The sequence below is a fragment of the Halostagnicola kamekurae genome, from assembly GCF_900116205.1.
GTDB classification, from domain to species: domain Archaea; phylum Halobacteriota; class Halobacteria; order Halobacteriales; family Natrialbaceae; genus Halostagnicola; species Halostagnicola kamekurae.
This window is the reverse complement of record NZ_FOZS01000004.1, coordinates 452,373-466,894: the sequence shown is the minus strand read 5'-3', so window position 1 is coordinate 466,894 and position 14,522 is coordinate 452,373. Positions and strand designations below refer to the sequence as shown.

The window sequence follows — 14,522 nt, the reverse complement described above, 5'->3', positions numbered from 1 at the left end:
GCCGGTCAGTATATCGCGAACGGGCTGGAAGGGATCGGTCTCGGACTGCTCGTGACCGCGTGGGTGATCGCCGCGGGAGTCCGCGTCGTTCAGGGATCGGCGACGGTTGCGATCGTTACCACGGCCGGGATTATGGCCCCGTTAGCGAGCGGGCTCGACGTCAACGTCGCGTACTTGGTTATGTCAATCGGCGCGGGCGCGTCGTTCTGTTCGTGGTACAACGACAGCGGGTTCTGGATCGTCAAAGAGATCGGGGGTCTGACGCAGGCTGAGACGCTGAAGACCTGGACCGTTGCGACCATCCTCATCGGGCTGGTCGGCCTGTTGAGCACACTCGTCTTTTCGACGGTCCTTCCGCTGGCCTGAGGATAACCCCGATTTTGTGTCCTCCGGTTTTATTGGGTCGATCGCCAACGATCTGGGTGCGAGTATTCGGTGCGAACCGTCGCGCTTCGTACTCGATTCCTCGGTATAACAGTCACAATCGATCCGCATCTTACCGCGGTGCTTTCTGCCCAGGAATCTGGGACCGGTTGCGGTACTGCCTACATCCTTCTGCTTATGGGACCAAAGTATAGTTGGAACCTCGCTAAACCCTTGTTTATCATTGATGAACAGCTTTACGGGATAGAAACACGCCCGGTCAGGAGTATGTGAGGTTCAGTTCGATCACGTTGGCTGCGCTCGCGAGGAGTTCCGGTAACTCCGTCTCGAGTCGGTCCCGCTTCATTCGGCTCGTCGGGCCGGCGACGCTGAGCGAACCGATCGGTCGATCGTCGGGATCCAGAATCGGAACGGCGACACAGCAGAGACCGTCGATCCGTTCCTCGCGGTCGTAGGCCACTCCTTCCTCTCGAATGCGATCGAGTTCTCGCTTGAGTTCCTCGCGATCGGTTATCGAGTGGGGGGTAGCAGCCTCCATCCCGTGTTCGTCGAGGATTTCGTCGACGCGGTCTTCGGGAAGGTACGCGAGGATCGCCTTCCCGAGTCCCGTGTTGTGGAGCGAGACTCGGTGGCCGGTACTCGCCGCGACGTTGACCGCTTGATCGCCGCGGACTCGGCAGACGTAAACGCCCTGACCGTGCTCCTCGACCAACAGATTGACCAGTTCGTCTGTTTCGGCCGCGATCGACTCGAGTTCGGGACGGGCCGTCTCGTAGAGTTCGTCGCGCTCGCGAACGTATCGGCCAAGGTCGAGAAACCGAAGCCCGAGATGGTACTTCCCGTCTCGCTTGACGACGTACTCCTCTTGCTCTAGGGTGCTTAGATAGTTGTACACGCTACTCTTCGGGAGATCGAGTTCGGTGGCCAGTTCGGTAACACCCGCTCCATCCTGTCGACGCAATGCCTGGACGATATTGAACGTGGTAACGATCGATTTGACGGGATTGTTCGCTTTCTCACCCATAGTACACCTAGTAACCAACCATCATATATAAACATGTGTTTATGAATCGCGAATCGGTAAGCGATTCTTCGACACGAAAAGCCGACAACGCAGTTTTCTCGCCGTAGTACGGCATTTGCGGCTGTGGTCGGCAGATATGTGTTCATAAATAATGAACGTAAGTTCACCAGAGATAAATATTCGGAATCGCTGTATCGAATCCCGAGATCGCAATATTATCCCCATTAAGGCGATCGTAGTGGTATATACTTCTAAACTATAGATGTAATCAAATAATTGGATACGGGATAATAACCGACGACCCTTCGTTTTGTTTAGTATTCCATAACAGCTATTTCTGCCTGACTCAACTGCCAGAACAGGCTCCTATCACCAGGCCATACTTCGTAGAATTACGACCATACTACTGTAAAGAGTTTCCAATCACAACCGGAATTCGTCGTCTACAACCATCTGGAAACGTCGCGAGCAACCTGGACAAGCTTCGTCCCGCTAACTTCGACGCAGAAGACTCACAGAACAGGGAATCGGTCGGTGTTCTAAACAACAACTCCGATCTGCTTGTCTCACAAATTACCTCCTGACACCGCCGTTCAGTCGTTCCCCTATTGGGTGCGCTAAATCGGAATTGTACCGTCCTGTCAATAGAAGTGAGTCAGACCGCAGATCGACCGGCGTACTCACCGTCGTACGTTTGTCTCTCCCAAACATCTGTGAGCGACCTTGACGGCCATCGACGCTAGTTCGGCAGATAGTTGGGCCGACGCGTAGGCTGCGTTTCGCGATAAACGCCGGTCGTTCGTGAGGTTCAAAAGCAATTCCCGCTCCCGTGAGGGCAAACATTTTGTGTGCCAATATCACACTACATCGAAATGGACGCTGTCGCGTACTTCCCAGACGAGTCGGACGTCCGTCTCATCGAGACCGAGAAACCGTCTCCTGCGGACGGAGAAGTGTTGGTACGGACTCTCGAGGTCGGGATCGACGGTTCGGATAGGCGAATCGTCGCCGGCGATATCGGCGGCCAACCACCGAACGGCGAAAATCACCTCGTTCTCGGCCACGAAGCGGTGGGCGTCGTCTGCGATCCGAACGGAAGCGCGTTCGAAGCGGGTGACGTCGTAACGCCGCTGGTTCGGCGCTCCCCGGATCACGAAACGCGGTTCGATACGAACGGAGAACTCGATATGGCTCCGCCCGGGACGTTCCACGAGCGGGGGATCACGGGAATGCACGGCTACATGGCGGAGTATTTCACGAGTGACCCGGCGCATCTGGTCCGTATTCCCGATGCTATCGCCTCCTACGGGTTTCTCGTTGAACCGGCGAGCCTGATAGAGAAATCCCTTGAGCAGGCCTTCGCGGCCAGGTCGGCGTTCGACTGGCGTCCAGAGAGCGCGTTCGTGCTCGGAAACGGCAACCTCGGGTTGCTCGCAACTGTCCGTCTCGAGACGGGCGAGGAGTTCGCGCGGACGTACTGTCTCGGGCGACGCGATCGTCCGGATCCAACGATCGACGTTATCGAAGGTGTGGGAAGCACATACGTCGATTCGCGGGAGCTGCCCGTGGCCGCGTTCGCCGACGAACACGACCCGGTAGACTACGTCTTCGAGACCACCGGGTATCCGAAACACGCCGTTGATGCGGTCTTCGCCCTCGCTCCGAACGGCGTCGCGACCGTTCAGGGGATTCCGGACGAGTCGATGACGTTCGACGTCGATTGCGGCGCGTTCCACTCGGAGCTCGTCGTCACGAACAAGGCGCTACTCGGCGTGGTCAACTCTCGCAAACGCCACTTCGAGGCTGCTGTAGAGTGGCTCGAGACGGCACCGAAACCGCTATTAGACGAACTCGTGACTGGCCGCTACGGACTCGACGAAATCGATGCGGCGTTCGAAGATTCCCCTGACACGCTGAAATCGGTCCTCTCGTTCGACGGGTAGGTTGGGAGTAAAACCGCTGTGACCCCCTTTCTCTGTGGGCTTGGCTCGCTCGGCTTAGCTTGTATGCCACCATCGCCGTTCAACACGTGTAATTTCGTCTCGACCGTCACAGACCGTATGGATGGTTACACTAGCGGTTGCCGTTCCGAGTCCCAGCCGGAGAAGCGATCCGGTTGGAAAGCGACGTCACTATCTGTTTGCGAGCATCGAACGAACTAGCCATCGGGGTTCAAACGGATTCATTTCTCGAGACGACGATGACGGACGGACTCGACGCGGAGGAAGCTTTTAGTAATCGCTCTTCGAATCTGCGTTTATGAGGTTTGGTATTATCGGCTGCGGGACCATCGCACAGATCATGCACATCCCGAACGTCGTCGAAATTCCGGATGCGGAACTCGCCGCGATATGCGACCCCGCGGAGAACGTGATTGAGGCGCTCGGCGAACGATACAACGTGCCGCCGGAGCGACGCTATACGGAGGCACAGCAGTTGATCGACGAGTCCGATATCGACGCCGTGATTATAACGACGCCGATGCAGACACACGCTGACATCGTCGAAACGACGCTCGAGTCCGGCCTCGATACGCTCGTCGAGAAACCGCTTGCCGTTCGACCGGCGGATGCGCGACAGCTTGCGACGGTCGCCGAGCAGAGCGATGCGACCGCGATGGTCGCGTACAATCGCCGCTTCGAACTGGCCTACGAGCGACTGGCCGACGAACTCACAGATGTCGAGCAAATCGACAGTATCACCGACTACGCAGTCGATGCTGACTTCTCGAAATCCCTGCCGGATATCTACGATCTCGTCGAACCGGAACTGTCTGATTCGTTTATCGAGCGGAGCACCGAGCGACGGCGTCGACAGTGTAAACAAGCGATCGAGACCGACGACGACGATCTCGCCGCAGCGTACGACTTTCAACTCGAGCACATCTGTCACGACGTCAACGCGCTTCGAGGGCTCTTCGGCGACGTCGCCTCGATCGAGCACGTCGATTTCGTCCGTGACGGCTACTTCGCCACCGCGCACCTCGTTTTCGACGGCGGCGAGCGCTGTGTCCTCCAGACCGGCGATTCCAACCGGCACTGGCACGAGCAGTTCCTCCGGATCGACACGCCCGATCGGATGCTCTCACTCGAGTTCGACCATCCGTTCGTCAAATACAATTCGGCGTCGCTGTCTATCAGGTCTGGCACCGAGGAAACGGTCGACTGTCAGTACAGCCCGACGCGAGAGGAGAGTTTCAAACGCGAGCTCGAGCGATTTATCGCGTGTTCCCGGGACGGCGCTGCGGTTCCGACTCCGATCTCCGAGGCGTGTGCCGACGTCGAACTGATCGCGTCGCTTTTCGCTCACGGCCGCGAGTAATTCGACACCTCGAGATTCGGAACCAGACGGTTTGCACCGAGATACGGCAAGTCGTCCCGGTTCGACCTGCGATCGAGAAATCGACGTTGTGACGTGAGACGAAACCAGTCAGTCTTCGCTCAGCGAGGTCGCCGTCTGCTGTGAGACCTCCTTTTCGTATCGCTCGCGTATGCGCTCGTTTGCGGTCGACAGGTGAGTCGTATCCTTTCCGACGATGAGGAAGTCGAACTCCTGCTCGACGCGCGTTTCGATGTCTGCCGGATCGACGACGAGCGTTCCGACCGGGATCTCGGCGCTCTCTCCCGCACTCACCACCCGATCGATGGCCGTATCGAGGCGGTCGTTCTCCCATTCGCCGAAGATGCCCAGATTGGCGGAGAGATCGGCGGGACCCACGAAGACGGCGTCGATGCCGTCGACCGCGGCTATCGCGTCGGCGTTGTCGAGTCCGGTCTGGGTTTCGATCTGTACGACCGTCGTGATCGTCTCGCTTGCCGTCTCGACGTACTGCTGAAAGTCGTCGCCGTATGCCGCTGCACGACCCGATGCGACGCCCCGAATTCCCTCCGGGGGATAGGTGACTGACTGGACGATTTTTCGTGCTTCCGTGGCAGTCTCAATACTCGGGACCATGATCCCCGCGACGCCGATATCCAGTACCCGCTTGATTCGAACGGGATCGTCCGATGGGACTCGAACCAGCGTTTTCGTGTCTCCAGCGGCGGCATCGACAGCGCGGGACATATCTTCGACCGTTTCCAGACTCAACGTCGTATGTTCGGTATCGATAAGAACGAAATCAAATCCGCTCGTCGCCGTTACTTCTGCGACCGTGGGGTGGCCGATCGAGAGCCACGCACCGACGAGATTCGTTTCGGTACCGAATTTGCGTTTTAGCGTTGTCATAGTTTGCTCGTGCTGTGTCGCTCTCCGGAGCGGCCAACGGGCTCGCTCGCCCATCGACGGGGCTCGAGAGTACTTTCGTACTGTGTGTGACCACAGTTTGTAGAATCAGGCATAAATACTTATCCCCGTACTGGATCGGGGGCCCGCGATACGTACATGCGTTCAACCGAAATAACCGGTGCACCACTCGAATAGTCACATATGCACGAATTATGAATTTCACACCTGTTTCACCCGTTGGCAACATGTGTCTAAAACATCATATACCGCATGATTTATAGTCCAAGAAAAACCATGAGGATATATGCCAACAATTGGCAGTCAAGAGAATCGTAGCGATACAGCCGAAAGCACGGCTCAGACTCACAGTTCGAGTCGTCGATCGCGGCGAACGTTCATGGCTGGCGCCGCTGGTGTGGCTACCGTGACTGGCTTAGCTGGGTGTCTCGGTGGGGATGGTGGTAGCAGCAGTGACGTGAACATCATCGCTGTCTCGGGGGAGGGTGAACTCGTTCAGGAACTGGTCAACGATTACGTCGAAGACGACACTGACCTGTCAGTCGACGTCACGATCTTCCCGTACGCAAACCTCTACGAACGGGTGAGTAGCGTGTTGACCACCGGTGGGACGGGATACGATGCAATTTTGATGGACGACACCTGGTTCCCGCGCTTTGCAACCTACCTCGATCCGTTAAAGCAGTGGCTTCCCGACGGCCTGCCCGAGGAGCAACTCATCGACACGACGGTCGACATCGCGACGTGGCCGACGCCGGGAGCACCGACGGTGCCGTCCGCCGAAGGGATGGACGAAACCGTACGTGGTCAGGTCGTAGTGGGCAATACGCAGATGTTCGTGTACAACACGTCTCACTACGAGGAAGTGGGTGCCTCTGAGCCCGAAACGTGGGACGACGTCCTCAGTGCCGGCCAGCGCATCGACGAGGAACTCGAGGAGACGAACGGTTACGTGATCCGCGGACAGCGTGGCAACCCGGCTAACACGAACTTCATGAGCATCGGTTGGTCGAATCTCGGCGATATGTTCGACGAAGACTGGAGATACCAGTGGGACACGAGCGACGGTGAGGAGGTCGTCAGTTTCTTCGTCGAAGAGCTTCGATCCATCTCGCCTGACGGGGTCGGATCGTTCAACAGCGATCAGGTGCTCAACCGAATCGGCGATGGATCGGCCGCACAGGGACTCGCGTGGCCGGCCGCTGCGTCGACGCTGCTTGGCGACGACACCGCCGAATCGGACAACCTCGAGTTCATTCCGATTCCGGAAGGCGACGAGCAACAGGCGCCCATGCAGGGCAATTGGATGCTCGGCATCAATACGAACGTTTCCGACGATCGGAAAGAAGACGCAGGGACAGTCATTCAATCCATCATCTCGAAAGAGGCCCAGAACCGGTACGTGGAACTCGGGGGTGTTCCCTTTAGACACGACACGTTTGAAGAGAACATGGACGCCCAACCGTGGTTCGAGGCGCTGTACGAAAGCCTGCAAAACGCCAATCCACGGCCACGAACTCCTCTCTGGAACGAAATCGACGTAACGCAGGGTGAGAAACTCAACAGCGCACTGACCGGGGAACTCAGTCCGGGAGACGTCGTGAGCGAAACCAAGAACGAAGCCGAATCGATCCTCGAGAACGCTGGGTACTACTAGATGAGCGCTTCACGATCAAACAATGGCAACTGAAACAGGAACCGACGTCCGTCCGACCAACGACCTCGAGGAGCAACTGGGCTCCGAGAAGTCGACTCGAGAACGAGTACTTCTGTGGGTCGACGACCACCTGAAGTGGCTGATGACCCTTCCGGCCGTGTTCCTCCTGTTCGCGCTGACGTTCTACCCGCTCTTGCGCGCAGTCCAGATGTCGACACGGCAGTACCTGCCGGCCGGGCGGACGTCCTTCGTCGGCATCGAGAACTACGTCAACTTGCTGGACAACGCCGCCTTCATCGAGTCGCTCATAGTGACCGGCAAGTTCATCGGGTTGGCGGTCGGGCTCGAATTCGTCCTCGGCTTCGGTATCGCGCTCATCTTGAACAAGAAGATCAAGCTGCGCGGCCTCTGGCAGACGCTCATCTTGATTCCGATGATCCTCTCACCGACGGTTATCGGCCTGATCTGGCGGCTCATGTACACCCCAGATGGGCTGCTCGACTTCATGGCCGCACCGTTTCTCGGTCGAAACGTCGGCTGGATTAGCGATCCCGATATCGCGTTATATGCGATCGTCCTGACCGACGTTTGGCAGTGGACGCCACTCGTCGTGTTGGTGATCTTTGCGGGCCTCCAGTCCGTCCCGAGCGACATTCAGGAGGCGGCGATCATGGACGGCGCACCGCGGTGGCGTCGGTTCGTCGACATCGTGTTTCCGTACCTGAAGTCGCTGATCGTGCTCGTCTTGATTATTCGCGTCGTCGACGCGCTCCGCGTGTTCGCGAAGGTGTACATCCTGACACGCGGTGGTCCGTCCAACGCAACGAACGTGATCAGCATGGAAATGTACCGGACCGCGTTCCGGTTTAGCAACTTCGGCCAGGCGTCGGCGATGGCGATTTCGTTGCTCGTCGTCGTCCTCATCCTGGCGATGAGCTTCGTCAAAATCGCGGACATCGAATTCTAACCATGGCTACAGATCAACAACCCGACGTTCCGTTCAAAGACCCGTCCCGAACCGAGCGACTACAAGAGCGTTTAGCGGAGACGGGGATCAGCAAGGCAGCCACCTACGCGGTGCTCGGTTTCTTCCTCGTCTGGACGCTGTTCCCGGTGTACTGGCTCGTCTCCGGCGCACTCAAGTCTCGAGAGGCGCTGTTGTCGTTCCCGCCACAGTGGATCCCGACCGATTTCCAGGTGAACAACTTCGTTCAGTTGTTCGCTCAGCGACCCGAATTCATTCAATACGTCCTCAACAGCGTCATCGTCACGATCGTGACGACTATCATCGCGACGACGATCGGGGCGGCAGCGGCGTACGGGTTCGTCACGTTCGATTTCCCGTACAACCTCGACTTCCACTTGCCGTTTTACATCCTCTCGACACGGTTCATGCCGCCGATCGTGACGATCATCCCGCTGTTCGTCATCTTCCGAAACTTCCAGCTCGTGAACACGCTCTACGGTCTCGTCTGCGTGTACGTGATGTTCAACATCCCGTTCGCGGTCTGGATGATGAAGGGGTTCTTCGAGGAGGTGCCGGACAGCCTCGTCGAGTCCGCGATGTTGGACGGCCACACCCACATCGGGGCGTTCTTCAAAGTCGTTCTTCCGCTGGTCAAGCCCGGGTTGCTCGCGTCCGCGATCTTCACCACGATCATCACGTGGAACGAGTTGCTGTTCGCGATCATCCTGACCCAAGACGTCGCGGCGATGACGCTCCCGGTCGGACTCTCGTCGTTCGTCACGAAGTACTCGGTCCAGTGGATCAACGTCAGCGTCGCGGGGACCATCGCGCTCGTCCCAGTCTTGCTGTTCGCGTTTGTCGCACGGCAGGAACTCGTCCGCGGATTCAGCATGGGGGCGGTCGGCAAATGACGCACAGCACACGATCGAACAACGCACACGCGCGATTCACGGAGGTATACACCAATGGTTAACGTCGAATACGATTCAGTCGAAAAGCGGTACGGAGATACGATCGCGGTCGAGGACATCGACCTCACCGTCGAAGACGGCGAGTTCGCCATCCTGCTGGGGCCCAGCGGATGCGGGAAGACGACGACGCTGCGCTGTCTCGCCGGCCTCACCGAACCGACCAGCGGGACGATCACGCTCGGCGATTACGACGTCACCGACGTGCACCCAAAAAACCGGAACGCGGCGATGGTGTTCCAGAACTTCGCCCTCTACCCGCACATGACGGTGCGAGAGAACATCGGCTACCCGCTCAAGGTCGCGGGAATCGACGGCGCGGATCGCACCGAACGCGTCCAGGAGGTCGCAGAGATGCTCGAGATTCCGGAGTTACTCGATCGAGATATCGCCAATCTCAGCGGTGGCCAACAACAGCGCGTCGCGCTCGGTCGCGCGATCATTCGGCGGCCGTCGGTGTTCCTGATGGACGAGCCGCTGGCCAATCTCGACGCGAAACTGAAACTGAGCATGCGCAGTCGAATCAAGGTGCTCCAGCGCGAACTCGACATCACGACGCTTTACGTGACCCACGATCAGGAGGAGGCGATGTCGCTCGGCGACAAGCTCGTGGTGATGAACGAGGGTCACATCCAGCAGATCGGCTCTCCGGACGAGGTCTACCACGAACCCAAAAACAGGTTCGTCGCCGGGTTCATCGGCTCGCCGTCGATGAACTTCGTCACCGTCGAGATGGACGAGTCCGGCGTGGTTCGCTCGACCGACGGCGTCGACGGATTCGAGTACGGGCTGGCCTCGAGCGTGGCAGAACGATACCGGGATCACGACGAGTTCGTCCTCGGCGTTCGACCGCAGTACTTCACGGCGCACACGGAGCCCGTCGACAACGCGATTCGCGGACAGATCAAGGTGACCGAGCCCCAGGGCGACAACCAGATCATCGACGTCCTCGTCGGCGACGAGGATGGAGACTCCATCGAGCTCACCGTGAAAGCACCCAGTACCGTCGAGGCGGTGCGTACGGAGGATATCTGGCTGACGATAGACGACCCGCTCGTCCACGGGTTCGATGTCCGCTCCGGCGACCGGATCGACGACGGAGAGGTCGAGCGAACGAAAGCGACCAAACAACAGGCAGAGTCCACGTCGGACTGATCGCCTTCCTCGGCGTCTGAACCGCCCGCCACGACCTCGACTTCTCACGGTGTGACTGGGACCAGCCCACCCCATACTCGTTGAATTTTGTGAGACGACTCCGTCGCCGAAGTTTCCGTTCTCCGATGACGGACGCCAAAAGGGGAAAATATATGTAGATGGGTACCAATACTCACACGAGTTCATGGCTATAGATACGATTTTCGTCGCCGTCACGGACGCCGATGATCGAACCCCACTTCTCGAGACCGTTCGCGACCTCGCGCGCTCGACGGGGGCGACCGTCGTCTTGGGACGATCCTACGACGAAGCGGACTACGAGGAAACGGTAGCCGGGCTCGACTTTGATGGCCAACCGTCGCCGGACGACGTCGCCCGACGGAGCGAATCGGTTCGGGAACTCGCGACCGATCTCGAGGCGGCCGATATCCCCGTCGAGGCGCGGGGCGCAGTCGGCGAGATCGGTCCCGAACTCGTCTCGCTGGCCGACGCGGCAGACACCGATCTGCTGGTTATTCAGGGGCGCTCGCGGAGTCCAGCCGGCAAGGCGATTTTCGGGAGCACAGCCCAAACGGTCATTCTCAATGCCACCTGCCCCGTTACGTTCGTTTCAGAGTGAGCTGAGTTCACGCGGTCCGTGCTATCGGACTTTTCGGACAACCGAACCCACAAACTGGTATTCGGAACCCACAAACCGGTATTCCAGACAGCAAACGAGTCGAAATCTGACCGTGAGGTCGGTTCGCCGGTCTCGAGTATCCCCACACCATGCTACTTTGAGACAAGACCGATATTCGATACAGACCTACTGGCTTCGATCGAGAATCAGCCCGTCGCGCGATATCGCTCGCCGTCGGCGCAACTCCTCGCCTCACCAATAATGATCCTTGAACTGAGCGCCGCCCTCGCATTGCTCGCGTCAGTGTTTTCGGCACTGCAGGCCGTTTCCGTCGAATACGGGCTGGAAAACGGCCATTTCGAAGAGCGTACGTCGCCGACACTAACTGCGACAGTCGTCACCATCCTCGTCAGCGTCGTCGTTTTCTGGGGGTTACTCGCGATCCGCGGCCTCTCGTTCGACGACGTAACTGCGAGACGGCTCGCGCCGTTCGTCATCGCGGGGCTCGGAAACCCGGCGGCGTTTCGGCTGTTATACTTCCGGGGCATCGACCGCGTCGGCGCTCGAGTCGCCGGTGCCGTTGTCGGAGCTAACCCCGCCATCGCTGCGCTGCTGGCCGTGCCGGTTCTCGGCGAATCGTTCACCATCACCTCAGCGATCGGGCTGGCGTGTATCGTCGGCGGCTGTATCGTATTGCAGGTCTCGCGGACGGGAGGTGATGATTCGGATGACCTCCTTCGCAGCGAATTCGCTCGAGCCGAAGGGCGAGACCTCCTGTTCCCGGTCGCCGCGATGGGGATACTCGGTGCGTCGTTCGTTCTCGTTTCGATCGGATTGAATCGGGTCGACGATCCGCTATTGGGAACCGCCGTTGGTCAAACGACGGCCCTTGCGGCGTTTGTCGTCGCGTTCGGCGGTTCTGGGGATCTCCGTTCGCGCGTTCGCGTTCGCGACAATCTAGCGCTTGTGGCGTTTACCGTCGCGGGCGTTTTCGTTGCAGGCAACTGGCTCGCATGGTTCAGTGCGCTCCAACGCGGAACCGTCATCACCGTTGTCCCGCTCTCGAACGTTTATCCGCTCGTCATCGTCGTGATTTCGTATCTCTCGGTTCGACGAGTGCCTCACTCGCCGCGAATCCTCAGTGGCATCGCGGTCATCGTCGCCGGTGCGTCGCTGATGCAACTGGCCTGATGTCGGTCATCGCCCGGCCGATGTAGAACAGTCGTCTCCGGATTAGTGCTCGAGACCTCGAGTCAGCGGCCGTTTCGGTCGATTTTCGAACGGTCGTCCCAAAACTCGAGAATCCCGTCCGGTCGCTATCAGCGTGAACGAGCGTTCGCCGCCTCGACGGACGACCAGTAGTCGTAGTTCTCCTTGGCGTGGATGAGCGGTTTATCTACCTCATTTTCGATTTCGATCGTGTAGTGTCCGTCGTATCCGGCCTCCGTCAGCGCCTCGTAGAACGCGTCGAACTCGAGAATGCCGTCCCCGAGATCGGTGAACGACCGGAAGTAGTTGATGACGTTGTCGAGGTGGAAGTCGGCCTCGGAGAGCGCGTCTCGGTTCGCTTCGAAGTCCTTGACCGGGTCGACGTCTTTGAGGTGAACGTAGGCGATGTCGTCTGCGAACCGCTCGATGCCGTCGGTCAGGTCGCCGTCGGGATAGTTGTCCCCGTAGGGGTAGTAGTGAGCGGTATCGAACAGGAGTTCCAGGTCGTCGATGGCCTCGAGGTAGCGGCGAATCTCCGACGGTCCCTCGATAGCGGTCGCACCGTGGTGGTGGACGACCGGACGCACCCCGGCGTCGACTGCCGCATTGGTGATTCGGGACAGCCATTCCTCGACGGTTCCGGTGTCGTATCGAGCCCGCTGTGGCGGCAGTATCCCGACGAACTCTGCGCCGAGATCGGCGATGGTCGGCATGTCGTCGATCATCCGTTGGACCGCCGCTTCGGATTCGATCCACTCGCTCATCGCCAGGTATAACTCCAGGTCGTACTCTTTGAGCCATCGATCGACGGGCTCGACACCGTTCGCACGGATCTTCTCGACTCCGATCTCGACGCCATCGTACTGACAGGCGGCGATATCGCCCAGCGCATCGTCGATAGCTTCGGCGTCGTACATGATGGTCGTGTAGCCAGTTCCCATGATAGACACCAACGCAACACACTGCAAAATACCTTCTGGATAACTGATCGACGAACGAGTCGTCTGGGGCCCCACCTGCTCGCTGTCGCCGTGTACGGCTTCGATGCCACCGACACCCGATATCAGGTCTCTCGAACCGACGACGGTTCCACGACGGCGTTTTCCGGCTCCTTCCCGGCGAGGACGCGTCGAACGTCTCGAGCGGCCGTTCGTCGGCGTTCGTCGTTTGCCTCTCTCGAAAACCACGCGACGTGCGGGGTGAGGATCACCCGCTCGAGATCCCGAAGCGGACTCGAAAACGGCGGGTTCGAATCGCCCCGACTCGAGGGTTCCTCGTCGAACACGTCGAGTCCGGCACCGGCGATATCGCCGGACTGCAGGGCGGCAACGAGGTCGTCCTCGACCACGAGTCCGCCGCGCGCCACGTTTATCAACACCGCCGTCTCCTTCATCCGTTCGAACGCGGCCGCGTCCAGCATGCCTTCGGTGTCTTCGACGAGTGGCGTATGCAGCGACACGGCGTCCGAAACCGCCAGTAATTCGTCGAACTCGACCGCTTTGACCCCCGCTTGCTCCATCTCCGTCGCGTCGATGTGCGGGTCGAACGCGACGACCTCCATCCCGAACGCGTCGGCTCTCTCCGCGACGAGTCGCCCGATCGTTCCGAACCCGACGAGTCCCATCGTCTGGCCGTGTAGTCGGTGGACCGACGGCGTCGTAACGTCCCGCGCCCACACGCCGTCTTTCATCGCCGTGTCGTACGTTGGGAGTGTGCGCTCTACCGCGAGCAACAGCATCATCGTGTGTTCCGATACCTCGTACTGGCAGTACTCCGGAACGTTGAGGACGTACATTCCACGTTGGGCGGCGCGCTCGAGATCGATTCCGTCGACGCCAATGCCACAGCGGGCGATCACGTCACACGCCTCGAGCGCGTCGACGACCGACGCCGTGTAGGGGGCCGCCAGCAACCGGTCGATCACCGCGTCGACGTCGGCCAGCTCCGCGATGAGATCGTCGGTCGACCCGATATCGACCGGGCGAAGCGTCGCGTCCGTCCCCTCGAACACGGATCGTTCGATCTCGAGATCGAACTCGCTGCCTGCGGTGATACCGACGGTCACGTCTCCGATGCGTTGAGTCATACGCGTCTTTGACCCACGTCGACTCGTCACATAAGGATTTCTACCGGCCGAACGCCCGCTCGAGTTCGACCCGTCGTTTTGCGAGCGTCAAACCGGGCGCGATTCTGTCGGCGGTATCGGTGCAGTGGGCGGTGTTCGACGATCGGAGTTACACGTGTACCTGTGTAAACGGTCTCAGTACTCACCTCAGTCGGTCGCTCGGTGGCTT

General features: G+C 59.2%; 13 protein-coding genes. 9 read left to right on the top strand and 4 right to left on the bottom strand.

From position 1 onward, the window contains the following. On the top strand, positions 1 to 366 hold a 366-nt coding region (locus BM348_RS18365), incomplete at its 5' end, for a GntP family permease (RefSeq protein ID WP_217642040.1). A 277-nt stretch (positions 367 to 643) separates the two neighbouring features. Here the strand turns inward: BM348_RS18365 and BM348_RS18360 are convergent. Continuing rightward, entirely contained in the window at positions 644 to 1,408 is a 765-nt protein-coding gene (locus BM348_RS18360) for an IclR family transcriptional regulator (protein WP_092907192.1), read from the bottom strand. Positions 1,409 to 2,280: 872 nt separating this feature from the next. Here BM348_RS18360 and BM348_RS18355 point away from each other — a divergent pair. Continuing rightward, complete coding sequence (locus tag BM348_RS18355; protein WP_092907190.1) at positions 2,281 to 3,351, top strand: glucose 1-dehydrogenase; 1,071 nt, start codon at positions 2,281 to 2,283, stop codon at positions 3,349 to 3,351. A gap of 316 nt (positions 3,352 to 3,667) precedes the next feature. Continuing rightward, positions 3,668 to 4,729, top strand: coding sequence for a Gfo/Idh/MocA family protein (locus BM348_RS18350; protein WP_092907188.1), 1,062 nt, complete (start codon positions 3,668 to 3,670; stop codon positions 4,727 to 4,729). Positions 4,730 to 4,837: 108 nt separating this feature from the next. Here the strand turns inward: BM348_RS18350 and BM348_RS18345 are convergent, their stop codons facing one another. Next, positions 4,838 to 5,635, bottom strand: a complete 798-nt coding sequence (locus BM348_RS18345) for an HpcH/HpaI aldolase family protein (protein ID WP_092907186.1) — start codon at positions 5,633 to 5,635, stop codon at positions 4,838 to 4,840. Between the two features lie 424 nt (positions 5,636 to 6,059). Between BM348_RS18345 and BM348_RS18340 the strand changes: the two genes are divergently transcribed. The 6 genes from BM348_RS18340 to BM348_RS18315 all read left to right on the top strand — a co-directional run bounded on the left by BM348_RS18340 (position 6,060) and on the right by BM348_RS18315 (position 12,210). Beyond that, positions 6,060 to 7,310 (top strand): extracellular solute-binding protein, encoded by a 1,251-nt coding sequence (locus tag BM348_RS18340; protein ID WP_245779532.1) that lies wholly within the window; start codon positions 6,060 to 6,062, stop codon positions 7,308 to 7,310. Between the two features lie 22 nt (positions 7,311 to 7,332). Continuing rightward, positions 7,333 to 8,277 (top strand): carbohydrate ABC transporter permease, encoded by a 945-nt coding sequence (locus tag BM348_RS18335; protein ID WP_092907182.1) that lies wholly within the window; start codon positions 7,333 to 7,335, stop codon positions 8,275 to 8,277. Between the two features lie 2 nt (positions 8,278 to 8,279). Next, a complete protein-coding gene (locus tag BM348_RS18330) occupies positions 8,280 to 9,188 on the top strand; it encodes a carbohydrate ABC transporter permease (RefSeq protein WP_092907180.1) in 909 nt (302 codons plus the stop codon). A 54-nt stretch (positions 9,189 to 9,242) separates the two neighbouring features. Next, positions 9,243 to 10,400 carry an ABC transporter ATP-binding protein gene (locus BM348_RS18325; RefSeq protein WP_092907178.1) on the top strand — a complete coding sequence of 386 codons (1,158 nt, stop codon included), beginning with the start codon at positions 9,243 to 9,245 and terminating at the stop codon, positions 10,398 to 10,400. Between the two features lie 184 nt (positions 10,401 to 10,584). Further along, positions 10,585 to 11,019, top strand: a complete 435-nt coding sequence (locus BM348_RS18320; protein WP_092907176.1) for a universal stress protein — start codon at positions 10,585 to 10,587, stop codon at positions 11,017 to 11,019. Between the two features lie 261 nt (positions 11,020 to 11,280). Beyond that, positions 11,281 to 12,210: a DMT family transporter gene (locus tag BM348_RS18315; RefSeq protein ID WP_092907174.1), complete on the top strand. Its 930-nt coding sequence runs from the start codon at positions 11,281 to 11,283 to the stop codon at positions 12,208 to 12,210. Positions 12,211 to 12,338: 128 nt separating this feature from the next. Here BM348_RS18315 and BM348_RS18310 read toward each other — a convergent pair whose 3' ends face one another. Both BM348_RS18310 and BM348_RS18305 read right to left on the bottom strand, forming a co-directional pair. Next, positions 12,339 to 13,169 carry a sugar phosphate isomerase/epimerase family protein gene (locus BM348_RS18310; protein WP_092907172.1) on the bottom strand — a complete coding sequence of 277 codons (831 nt, stop codon included), beginning with the start codon at positions 13,167 to 13,169 and terminating at the stop codon, positions 12,339 to 12,341. A 122-nt stretch (positions 13,170 to 13,291) separates the two neighbouring features. Further along, the gene (locus BM348_RS18305) at positions 13,292 to 14,314 is read right to left on the bottom strand and encodes a C-terminal binding protein (RefSeq protein ID WP_092907170.1); all 1,023 of its coding nucleotides are present in this window, start codon (positions 14,312 to 14,314) and stop codon (positions 13,292 to 13,294) included. Between the last annotated feature and the right edge of the window lie 208 nt (positions 14,315 to 14,522).

Bases quoted from the DNA above. Each gene is read 5' to 3' on its own strand.
- BM348_RS18360 (WP_092907192.1), bottom strand. From the start codon at position 1,408: ATGGGTGAGAAAGCGAACAATCCCGTCAAATCGATCGTTACCACGTTC.
- BM348_RS18355 (WP_092907190.1), top strand. From the start codon at position 2,281: ATGGACGCTGTCGCGTACTTCCCAGACGAGTCGGACGTCCGTCTCATC.
- BM348_RS18350 (WP_092907188.1), top strand. From the start codon at position 3,668: ATGAGGTTTGGTATTATCGGCTGCGGGACCATCGCACAGATCATGCAC.
- BM348_RS18345 (WP_092907186.1), bottom strand. From the start codon at position 5,635: ATGACAACGCTAAAACGCAAATTCGGTACCGAAACGAATCTCGTCGGT.
- BM348_RS18335 (WP_092907182.1), top strand. From the start codon at position 7,333: ATGGCAACTGAAACAGGAACCGACGTCCGTCCGACCAACGACCTCGAG.
- BM348_RS18330 (WP_092907180.1), top strand. From the start codon at position 8,280: ATGGCTACAGATCAACAACCCGACGTTCCGTTCAAAGACCCGTCCCGA.
- BM348_RS18325 (WP_092907178.1), top strand. From the start codon at position 9,243: ATGGTTAACGTCGAATACGATTCAGTCGAAAAGCGGTACGGAGATACG.
- BM348_RS18320 (WP_092907176.1), top strand. From the start codon at position 10,585: ATGGCTATAGATACGATTTTCGTCGCCGTCACGGACGCCGATGATCGA.
- BM348_RS18315 (WP_092907174.1), top strand. From the start codon at position 11,281: ATGATCCTTGAACTGAGCGCCGCCCTCGCATTGCTCGCGTCAGTGTTT.
- BM348_RS18310 (WP_092907172.1), bottom strand. From the start codon at position 13,169: ATGGGAACTGGCTACACGACCATCATGTACGACGCCGAAGCTATCGAC.
- BM348_RS18305 (WP_092907170.1), bottom strand. From the start codon at position 14,314: ATGACTCAACGCATCGGAGACGTGACCGTCGGTATCACCGCAGGCAGC.